Below are 10,139 nucleotides of genomic sequence, written 5' to 3' on the forward strand. Positions count from 1 at the left end.
GATAAGGATAAGGATAAGGATAAGGATAAGGATAAGGATAAGGATAAGGATAAGGATAAGGATAAGGATAAGGATAAGGATAAGGATAAGGATAACGATAAGGATAATCACAGCGTGGTGTGGTTTGATGCAAAACGCTTAGCCTTTAACGCCAGCGGCAGCACTGAACTTCAACGCTCAAAGCTAAACTTATCCAATACAAATCAAAATACTAAGCCAAGTAGCGATACCCAAAGTGCTTGGCAATGGCACGCAGACATTCAACCTAACTGGCAATTTAGCTTGTTAAAGCCAAGGTTGAGTAAGCAAAGCTCGGCTCTTGTGACGACTCACAGCCCTCTTACTGAACAAAGCCCACACTCTGTAGCGAGCCAACACCAAAAATCACCAAGTGAAACAAGTGTTCAGCGGGTCACATTAGCCAATGCGGCGTTTAGCAATCTGACACCTTTTTACTCAGCAGATAATATTAGTTTAACCAGCGAGCGCGTTAATCTAGACGGGCAAACACTCAATAAAACCTTAAACGCCAATGTACAAGGCCCTGTACTTAACGTTGTTGGCGCATCTTTTGATATCGCGCAGCTTAGTGACAATCTTGCCCAATCAGTGCCTTCAGTCAGCTTGCTGCGCAGTGAACAAAGCCAATTAAATGTCCAGCAGCTTAAGTGGCAAAGTGGTCCGCAAGCGTGGTCATTGTCGGTGAACAAGCCTCAGTTAACCACCAAAGCGATCCATTTCAGTCATGACACGGCTGATATTCGTAGTCAGCAAATTAGTTTGGCCTCGCAAGGCATAGAGATCGTACAACAAGCAGGCACAGCACTTGGCAGCCAAACCCAATTAACCGCCCCTGCCATGCCAGCTTCAACACAAAACACATCGCAACTGATATCGGTATGGCCGTTATCCACTCAATTGACGAATATAGAAGTGTTTGTGGCCCAACAATATCAGCACTACCAAGCGGTCATCGACACTATTCACATCGATTCATCTACCTCTAACACAAGCCAGGCACCGCATGATGAAACATCGATAAAGATTAATCTCACTGACTTTGCGCGCAGCCAAATTAGTCAGTTACTCAACTACCAGTTAGACGGCGTAAGCCTTACCAAAACAGACACACAAGCTAAAAGAAATGCCAGTCAGACACTGATTGATTTCAGCCAGATTTATTTGTCTCAACACCTAGATATTAAGCCGGCGACCCAAAGCAACCATAAAAATGCCAGTGAAAACAGCGCGGCAGCCCAAGAGCATAACCTCGCCGTAAACACCCACGAACAGTGGCAACTGGGGTTGCTGGCGTTGACGAGTCAACATAAGGCGAGTTTTGGCCGTGACATTACCGTCACAGGCCAACTTCAGCAACAAGGCGATATAGAACAATTACTCGCCCTCGCCCCCAGTGATGCGCTGCAGCAATGGCAAGTAGCACTTGCTGGCAGCAGTGACATTAGCAGTGATTATCAACTGATTAAAAGCCCACAACAGCTAACACTTAACGCGGATATTAATGCCCGTTTTAATGCGCTAAATGGCGGCTACCGTAATTTGCCTTTTGAAGATGGTTTACTCACCGTCAATTGCCACAGCAACCTTAGCAGCAATAAGACAATACAAGCCCGAGTTACCTGCCCTGCAATTGATTTTAATGTAGCCGCGTTCAACCCCGGCACGGTAATTTCAAACCTTAACATTAACGCCGATATTGACGCAGACCTGTCGCCATTAATGGCACAAGACTCAAAAATACAACCGCCACCCGCCAGTAATGTAACGCCATCAAAAATCGGTCCGGCAACGCTCAACCTCACAGCGTCAGGAGAACTGCTTGGCGGTGAGCTACTCATCCCTAGCTTTAGCCTTAATACCAACGCTGACTCCCATGCCTATCTAGTGTTGCAAGGGTTACAATTACAACAGCTACTCGACATTCAGCCAGTCACAGGCCTATATGCAGACGGTGTGTTTGACGGCGTATTACCCATGGATGTGATCAATCGTCAGCTAACCATTAGTGGTGGACAGCTGGCGGCGCGGGCACCAGGCGGGCTTATTATGCTCGACGGCAACCCTGCCATCGAGCAGATGCGGTTAACCCAACCTTATTTGGATTTTGTGTTTTCAACCCTAGAGCATTTGCAATATAGTGAACTGGCCAGCAGCTTTGATATGGCGGCCGGTGGTGATGCGGTAATGGCGGTATCAGTTAAAGGTAAAGCCGCTGATGTGACTCGGCCGATCCATTTAAATTATCATCACCAAGAGAACGTATTACAGCTTTTAAAGAGCTTACAGATTGGTGATAAACTTCAAAATCAAATTGAACAATCGATGCAACAATAACTGTTCAGCTTATCGTCATCTACATTGACTACAATAAAACTAACTCGCTAAATGAGCGCACACGCTTACAGAATAATAAGGACACCTCTGTGATTATGCTAAAAAAGACATCACTGTGCGGTATGGTAATCACCCTGTTAATAGCCAGTGGTTGTACGCCGACAGTCAAAATAGAGCCACCAGAGAAACCCATTGTCATCAATCTTAATGTCAAAATTGAACACGAAATTAAGATTAAAGTTGATAAAGAGTTAGACGACCTATTGTCTAATGACGAACTTTTTTAACCACCAAACCACAGGAGTATCATAATGAACCGTTCACTTTTATTACTCGTCGCTGGCCTGGTGTTTAGCGCGAATGTTTTCGCCATCTCACTACAAGATGCAAAATCCCAAGGATTTGTTGGTGAGCAAACCAACGGTTACTTAGGCATAGTAAAAGCCAGTCCCGAGGCACAAAGCCTAGTAAGTAGTGTTAACGCTAAACGTAAATCACACTATCAGAAAATTGCCACTAAAAATGGTATCAGTACCCAAGATGTCGCCAAACTCGCGGCTGAAAAAGCCATTCGTGGCACCAAAAAAGGTCACTATATACAAACCCAGTCGGGTAAGTGGATTAAAAAATAATGCCTTGCAGTTCACCCCAGTAGCACACTGGGGTGAATGTAATGTGTCGCGAAAACTTGACTTATTTTTAGCTAACAGCGTAGCACTGATACTCAACTCTTAGTTCAACAGTAAAACCCATTAACTACTTAAACGATCGAAAGGGCTTATCGTTCCGGCTCTTGTTTGACCAAGTACATGAGTATAAATCTCTGTTGTACGTAAATCTCTGTTGTACGTAAATCTCTGTTGTACGTAAATCCCTGTTGTACATAAATCCCTGTTGTACGTATATCACAGCGCCCCAATAACTCTTGCACTGTACGAATGTCGCTGCCTTGCGCTTGATTCAATAAAAACGGATGGCATCCCTTCCCCCTTTCTCACTATAATGCTGTATATATATACAGTTATAATGCAAAGTTTGGAATTTTGCGACATTTTTGGGCAACTCAGAAAGCAAACAAAAACACGCTCCCCTTTAACATTTAATTTTATTTGATCCGTTGCAGGATAATTGTGGCAGAAATGCAAGATAACTGGATTCTCAACTGTTTCAGATAACGGGAAGCCATAACCCCTTATTTGGAATGGTTTTACTCCAAAATATTTCTAGCTAACTCTGATTACCTCTAAATAAAACCCAAAACGAGCATGTAGGGTTCATTACGTGCTCGTGAAGGGGCAACTTAAATGTCTATGTTTGGTTTTTCTGCACAAGAAATGCTTCGGCTGACACTCCAGTTCGTTTGCATACTGCCAGTTCTTGTTCAGATAAACCTGTTTGAGAGAACGTACTATCAGACTGATTCTTCATTTTAAGAAAAGCGGTTTTACTCACGCCCATATTGCGTAGAATTGTGTTTTCTTGTTCTGTTAACATACCAACCTTTTATCGCTCTCTTAGGGGATAATTTAGATCGTCTTCAATGCCATCACAGGCTTCACTGACAAGCTTGTCATTTACTTTGAGTTTAGCCAGATTGAATACCTGGCCAAAGTCATATCCTGCGCTAAATCCACATTCCCTAGACAAAGCAAGCAACTTATAAATCTTGTTACTGTATTCTTTTGGGATTTCGGTAAGCTCAGCCTGATATTGCTCAACAAGCACAGCAGCCAAGGCTCCCCTTGTTCTTATAAACTCATTGTGAAGTTGATTTCGTTCATTCTGGTTCGTTGTGATTTTTCTTTCGGTGTTCTTTATTAATGTCTCTATATCTGAACACTGCTCTTTAAGGTTGCTTAATTTGGATTTTGCCGATTTAAGTTCATTGGTAGAGGTTGCTTGATTCAAAGCCAACTTAGCCATTTGTAGACTTCCTACCAATGGCTGTAAGTCTTCTTTTAGAGCTGGCAAGACACTGTTTTTAAGACGTTCTATTTCACTTTCATTATTTTCATAGGTTAATTTAGCATGCTTTGTTGTATCAACGAGTTGAGAGATTGATTCTTTCATCATGTTTCCTTTTTTAAGTTTCATTTTTGGCCCAACTGATACTGGACGTAAGGGACCAAAAGTCTTGCTATGAGTTAGGTATCATGGGTCATCGAGTTGATCTAATGTCCATTTCTATCTTGTGTACTGTTTGTCCAGGGGCGTCCCCCTTGAAACCTTGTTCGGCTTGAAAAGGATGTTCGCGACAAGCTTTTGTTTCTATTTTGATAAGCGGCCATTTTTTTACTTTGATATCGACGATATAGACACATAGGGGGCTCCTCACAAAGCTTGAGAGTTACTGATTTAAGAATAATTTAGTCATTTTTAATATTGATACTGGACTGACGATTTATCTCTCTCACCTGTTTAATAATATTATTAATTTGGCGGCAAGTTAGACCGTATTGCACTGCTAAATCATCACTATTGCGACCATTGAATGCTTGATAAATCCGTATGTTCCGCAAGAAATCAGAGAGTGGTTTACCTTTAGGTATGTAGATATCTCGACCACCTAAGTAAAACGAAATTTCGGCAATAATCTTTTCCGCCAACAACGGTTCATCAAGCTTTTCGTTGGCTAAGCTTTTATCAACAACACAAACTAGATCGACTAAGTTCTTGGGCCATTTCAGTTTTAATTGCCACAACTGCTTTGAACTAAGTGAGCTGAGATCAAGTTTTTCATTATTTAAGGACATTACATACTTCAACTAGGTGGTGTTTGTGAGTCCTTATTAAATAATACCAGGAAGGATTTCAGGGTAAGAAATATTTCAGGAAAGTACGATTAGTTTCGGGCAGAATTTAAGAATTATTGACCAGGGTTTTGAACATAAAGAGACGAAAAACCTTGCGGTTTGACACGTCGCTAAAGAGCAGCTGACATACCTATTGCCTGAATGAATATAACAAAAAATGACCACATGACTCATGGTAAGCCCCTAGAACAGTAGATACTTCATAGAGTTATATGGACTGCCTCGAGTCTTATGGACAAATTTCACTTAAGCTTGGAGATCTAACTCCGTGGGAATAATATTTGGCGAGCAAGAAGCAGGAGATCTCCAGTTTTAAGTGCTTCGAATAATGGTAGGAGGTCATGTTCACTAGGCAATTCGTATCCAATGCTATTTACATTTTAAGCGAGTTATTTTTATAAACTTGTTTTTTGGAGTACCCAACAAATGCGCCTCACTAACCATTGCATCAATAAGTCAAGTTTTAAACCTCCGAGAGTATGATACTTCAAAGCAGGTTGTAAAGCTGAAAGGAATTGATTCTAGATTTGGCTCTTGAAATAAATATATTTCTCATATAAGGTTTGTATGAATTTTAAACGACATGGAGTAAGTCAAAATGAAAAAAGCTATATTAGCTTTTTTACTATCGACAACATGCATTAGTGCTTTTGCAGGAACTATAGAATGTGTCTCATTAGTAAAAAATAATACAATAGAGTTAGAGTTAGATAAATCAGAAGGATTTGATAACTGTTTCTCGCTTAGTAATGTCTCACAAAACACACCAGTACAATTTGTAGCATTTTCAAAAGATAACGTACAAAACAAAATATCACTATTTGATTTTAATGCTGGAGGAGCATCTTCTTACATTGCCGAATATCACTCTGATGTAGGTGCTGCAAATGCGTTCAGTACTAATACTACAAATAGAAACCTATCATTTAGAATTACACCTACATCTCATTTAAGTACTGATAAAAATGCAAGCATCACCTATCTAGATGTTGATAATGTCACTCAGGTATTGATTGACTTTGACGATATTCCATCAGCTTCATCCACACCTCCACCTAACACTGGTGGTTGTAGATATACCGGCGGGGTGAGGATTTGCTATGATGAAAAATAAGAAAAAAGTTAGACAGCCATTATTAATTGTAAGAAAAAAGTTAGACAGCCATTATTAATTGCGTAAATGATAACCTCCGGCTATGCTTGATTTGCGCATATAACAAGGAGGTTGCATGCCAAGACCTAGACGAACCCTCATTAGTCTCGAAGACACTGCTTACTATCACTGCTGTAGTCGCGTTGTAAGACGCGCCTTCTTATGTGGTGATGATAAATACACTGGCAAAAATTATGACCACCGCCGTGGTTGGATTGAAGCTCAAATCTTAAAACTTACCGAAGTGTTTGCCATTGATGTTGCAGCCTATGCAGTGATGAGCAACCACCTGCATGTCGTGCTTTATATTGATGTTGAGCAAGTTAACACTTGGTCAGATAGGGACGTCGTATTGCAATGGCATAAACTGTTTAAAGGGACTGAGTTAACGCAGAAATTCGCTAAAGGTGAAGTGATAGAAGAATACGCAGTTGCTCAGCTTAAATACCTGATTGCGACGTATCGCTCGCGCCTTTGCGATATTAGCTGGTTTATGAGGTGTCTAAATGAGCCTGTTGCAAGACAAGCTAATCTAGAAGATAACTGCACAGGACACTTCTGGGAAGGACGATTTAAATCACAAGCGTTGCTTGATGAAGCTGCTGTATTGGCCTGTATGGCCTATGTCGAACTTAATCCGATACGGGCTAAAATGGCGACCACACCTGAGCAATCGGACTTCACAAGTATCAAACTCAGAGTCAAAGCAGCACTCACGGGAGAGCAACCTAAACGCCTTTTACCTTTCATTGGTAATGAACGTGCTAATCAACCCAAAGGCATCGCTTTCTCACTACAAGACTACCTCGTATTGGTGGATGAAACAGGCAGGGTGATTCGAGACGATAAACGTGGTGCTATTGATTCACAGGCTTGTGACATATTGAGCCGATTGAACATCTCCTCAGCTAATTGGCTTAAAATCGTATCTGAATTTGGCCAACTTTTCCATGGCCCAGTGGGGACATTGGAAGAGTTTAGTCATTATTGTGAACATCTACACAAGCGAAGGCGACATTTCTCAAGTAGTTGCCAGTTTATTGCTGCCAATTAAGTTTAGAGCCTCACATTACCTTAACCCTCAGCCTTTTCGGTTGAGTAAGCCTCCCTTTCGCTGAAAACAGCAATTTATACCTGATTTTGCCAATTTAGACTGATTTTCAATGCTTATTTGTATTAAGCACAATATTTGATGGTGTTTAATTGCTAGCCCCTTGAATAACTCTTATAAATCTTGCTACGCTGTTGATTTATAATGGCTGGCTTATATTTTACATAGATAAGCAATACACCGATGTATATTGGTTACATACAAGTGCAAACAGGGCCTATCGCTTTGCTTACATTACCAGCTCATTGATACTCGATATAGTAAACCCATCACTAGATTAATTCTGATATATCTCGGCATTTAGAGTCACAATAAATGCCAACTTAATACCGTTTAATCCACCCTCACCTATTTACATATAGCAATCCTAAACCAGTGCTATAAATCATCACAACGATTGATTAATAAATAACCAACTAAGAATAGTATAAGCAGTGACCTTAAATAGACCATACCGAAAGTCAATCAAAGAAATAATACACCGTTTAATGAGCAAGGATTAATAAAATTAACAAAGGAGAAAGTAGACATGAAGTTGATTAAGTTATTATCAAGACCTTTATTGATGTTATCGCTGGTATTTTTAACTGGCTGCGTCACCCAACTCGCGCCTAAATATGATCAAGCACTTTTTGAGGGAATAACAAGCACTAACGTGCAAGTTATGCAGCTATTTGCATCTGTATCATCTGGTACAGACCGCAAAACCTGTAGTGAAAGAGCCAATGCCTACAATTCAGTCATTGGCGCTATTGATGCGCTAGCACTGCAGTCAAAAGCCCGCCCAATGCCAGATAGCTCCACCATCGATAAAATTAATGATTACCTTAGTTCGAAAGGATTTGGTGCAATCGTAGGCAATGAACCGCCAAGCACAAATGCGCTTGAGGAGGTCTCAAAAAACCTCACTAAGATGAAACAGACCGATTGCAAAATCGGATTGCAAGAACCGGTGGTTGCTACGTTTAAAAACGCGGTTTCTATTTCAATGGATCAAGCTATTACTTATGAGTCTTTTCTAAATCGATAAAGGAATATTGAAATGTCTATAGATATAAACCAACTACTGTCTGATATGAAAAACGCCGCTTCTCAAGTCATTAATCAAGATGTGACTGTGTTAAGAGGCTTTTCAGAAAGACAATTAAAAGCATTAGCTAAACAGGCTGAACTGATTGCCAAAGGGGTTGCTTCGGGCGACATAGACGAAGATTTGCGCGATTTCTTTTTAGATTCACTTGAAGATATGACGTTAAATTTTGCCAAAACGCTTCGAGGGCTACTGATGGTCACCATAGAAAAGGTGTGGAATGCCCTTGTGGGTGTTTTGTGGGGCGCGATCAGTGCTGCCACAGGCATTGATATTGCCGCGCCGTCAGCCAATTAGTATCTAAACCACTGTACCTGTCCTTGGTTATACGACGGACAGGTACGGTTAACGGTTAGCTCAAAGCCTTGGCAGCGTTAAATCGACCACAAGATTTTTGGCATTCTCTTACCGCTTAGCTTTGCAACGTTCAATCAAAAAACACCGCCAGCCAGATAGTGGCTTGCTCAGGGTCGGTAAAACTCACTTTGTGTTTTTGTTGAGCGGGTATCAGTAAACTGTCGCCATTGCTTAAATCAAACTCGCGGCCATCATCATAGCTAACAATACCTCGCCCCTTTAGCACTACAACCCACTCTTGCTGCGCTTGTTCATACCAACCACTTTGCGGTGATTGTTGGCCAAAGGATACAATACGTTCAATACGCACGTTTGCTTGATTGACGATATCTTCAAAATGTTCCATTGAAGGATCCGCTGGCAGATTTTCATATAAATTCACTCTTTATCTCCAATAGACTTAACCACAAATATTAAAATTTCGAATACTAACTAACTTAATGAATTTGCATTTAGAATAGAAAATAGCCTTAGCCAAAACAACACTGACTTAACTAAGGACTTATCTATGAAATCAATTTTTGCCGTCTTACTCACTTCTATCATGCTATTTGGTTGTGCTTCAAATGAAGTTTCAATGCACCGCCAAGGTGAAGTGCTAGCAAATCAAATTACTAAAGCCGATAACACCGGCACCGGACAGGCCATTGGTAAACTCAGTGGCCTAGCGGGATCAGACTCTAGCTCTCGCCTGTCAGGTTGGATCATCGGCGGTCTAATTGGTGATGCCATAGAAGAAGGCACGCTATCGGTGACCTCAGAGTTGGTTATCCGTTTAGAAGATAATCGTGTTATCAACCTTAAATTGCCGGCAGTAAATGACACTATTGCCCAGGGAGATATTGTTGATGTCGTCTTTGATGGTTACGGTGATCCATTAGATGTAAGAGTGATCAAAAAAGCCGACACACAAGCTCACACGGGCGCTATCGCCGCAACGGGACTGACTCACTAGCAGCCACTGTCTAGTCCTAAAATAGGTTGACGGTTTTTATTAAGCCAGTTGGTATTCCCAACTGGCTTTTTCATGCACCTCATTTGGGGTTTTCATTCCTAAACTAAGGTGCGGCCGTAATTGATTATAAATCTCTATCGATTCCTTGATTAAAACGCCAAGCTCTTTCATCGTTCTGCAGCGATTAAGCAAAAACTCTTGCTTCAAAATACCATTCACACGCTCTGCTTGTGCATTTTGGTAGCAGTCATATCCATCTGTCATTGATGGGGTCATTCCATAGGCTGCTAGTGCCGCTTGGTATT

General features: G+C 41.2%; 13 protein-coding genes. 8 read left to right on the forward strand and 5 right to left on the reverse strand.

What is annotated here, in order from left to right; translation table 11 throughout:
• From L865_RS24645 to L865_RS0119475, 3 genes are all read left to right on the forward strand, one after another.
• Nucleotides 1–2,355, forward strand: a 2,355-nt coding sequence (locus L865_RS24645) for an intermembrane phospholipid transport YdbH family protein (RefSeq protein WP_169732712.1), incomplete at its 5' end; no start/stop codon positions are given.
• 95 nt (nucleotides 2,356–2,450) lie between these two features.
• On the forward strand, nucleotides 2,451–2,642 hold the full coding sequence (locus tag L865_RS0119470; RefSeq protein ID WP_028774767.1) for a YnbE family lipoprotein: 192 nt from the start codon (nucleotides 2,451–2,453) through the stop codon (nucleotides 2,640–2,642).
• A 24-nt stretch (nucleotides 2,643–2,666) separates the two neighbouring features.
• Nucleotides 2,667–2,987, forward strand: a complete 321-nt coding sequence (locus L865_RS0119475) for a YdbL family probable chaperone protein (protein ID WP_028774768.1) — start codon at nucleotides 2,667–2,669, stop codon at nucleotides 2,985–2,987.
• Between the two features lie 676 nt (nucleotides 2,988–3,663).
• Here L865_RS0119475 and L865_RS25795 read toward each other — a convergent pair.
• The 3 genes from L865_RS25795 to L865_RS24240 all read right to left on the reverse strand — a co-directional run bounded on the left by L865_RS25795 (nucleotide 3,664) and on the right by L865_RS24240 (nucleotide 5,108).
• Nucleotides 3,664–3,849 carry a hypothetical protein gene (locus L865_RS25795; protein WP_028774769.1) on the reverse strand — a complete coding sequence of 62 codons (186 nt, stop codon included), beginning with the start codon at nucleotides 3,847–3,849 and terminating at the stop codon, nucleotides 3,664–3,666.
• 9 nt (nucleotides 3,850–3,858) lie between these two features.
• Nucleotides 3,859–4,425 carry a hypothetical protein gene (locus tag L865_RS0119485; protein WP_028774770.1) on the reverse strand — a complete coding sequence of 189 codons (567 nt, stop codon included), beginning with the start codon at nucleotides 4,423–4,425 and terminating at the stop codon, nucleotides 3,859–3,861.
• Between the two features lie 296 nt (nucleotides 4,426–4,721).
• Nucleotides 4,722–5,108 (reverse strand): Mor transcription activator family protein, encoded by a 387-nt coding sequence (locus tag L865_RS24240; RefSeq protein ID WP_051484707.1) that lies wholly within the window; start codon nucleotides 5,106–5,108, stop codon nucleotides 4,722–4,724.
• Between the two features lie 658 nt (nucleotides 5,109–5,766).
• Between L865_RS24240 and L865_RS0119495 the strand changes: the two genes are divergently transcribed.
• The 4 genes from L865_RS0119495 to L865_RS0119510 all read left to right on the forward strand — a co-directional run bounded on the left by L865_RS0119495 (nucleotide 5,767) and on the right by L865_RS0119510 (nucleotide 8,819).
• Entirely contained in the window at nucleotides 5,767–6,282 is a 516-nt protein-coding gene (locus tag L865_RS0119495; RefSeq protein WP_028774771.1) for a hypothetical protein, read from the forward strand.
• Between the two features lie 115 nt (nucleotides 6,283–6,397).
• A complete protein-coding gene (locus L865_RS0119500) occupies nucleotides 6,398–7,375 on the forward strand; it encodes a transposase (protein WP_028774772.1) in 978 nt (325 codons plus the stop codon).
• 586 nt (nucleotides 7,376–7,961) lie between these two features.
• Nucleotides 7,962–8,462, forward strand: a complete 501-nt coding sequence (locus L865_RS0119505) for a hypothetical protein (protein WP_028774773.1) — start codon at nucleotides 7,962–7,964, stop codon at nucleotides 8,460–8,462.
• 12 nt (nucleotides 8,463–8,474) lie between these two features.
• Nucleotides 8,475–8,819, forward strand: coding sequence for a hypothetical protein (locus L865_RS0119510; RefSeq protein WP_037471646.1), 345 nt, complete (start codon nucleotides 8,475–8,477; stop codon nucleotides 8,817–8,819).
• A gap of 130 nt (nucleotides 8,820–8,949) precedes the next feature.
• Here the strand turns inward: L865_RS0119510 and L865_RS0119515 are convergent, their stop codons facing one another.
• Nucleotides 8,950–9,261 (reverse strand): cupin domain-containing protein, encoded by a 312-nt coding sequence (locus L865_RS0119515; protein ID WP_028774775.1) that lies wholly within the window; start codon nucleotides 9,259–9,261, stop codon nucleotides 8,950–8,952.
• Nucleotides 9,262–9,387: 126 nt separating this feature from the next.
• On the opposite strand from L865_RS0119515, the gene L865_RS0119520 reads away from it, so the two are divergent.
• Nucleotides 9,388–9,834, forward strand: coding sequence for a hypothetical protein (locus L865_RS0119520; RefSeq protein ID WP_028774776.1), 447 nt, complete (start codon nucleotides 9,388–9,390; stop codon nucleotides 9,832–9,834).
• 39 nt (nucleotides 9,835–9,873) lie between these two features.
• Here L865_RS0119520 and L865_RS0119525 read toward each other — a convergent pair.
• Nucleotides 9,874–10,139, reverse strand: a 266-nt coding sequence (locus L865_RS0119525) for an integrase core domain-containing protein (RefSeq protein ID WP_028774777.1), incomplete at its 5' end; no start/stop codon positions are given.

Origin of the sequence: Shewanella waksmanii ATCC BAA-643, from assembly GCF_000518805.1 — a bacterium.
GTDB classification, from domain to species: domain Bacteria; phylum Pseudomonadota; class Gammaproteobacteria; order Enterobacterales; family Shewanellaceae; genus Shewanella; species Shewanella waksmanii.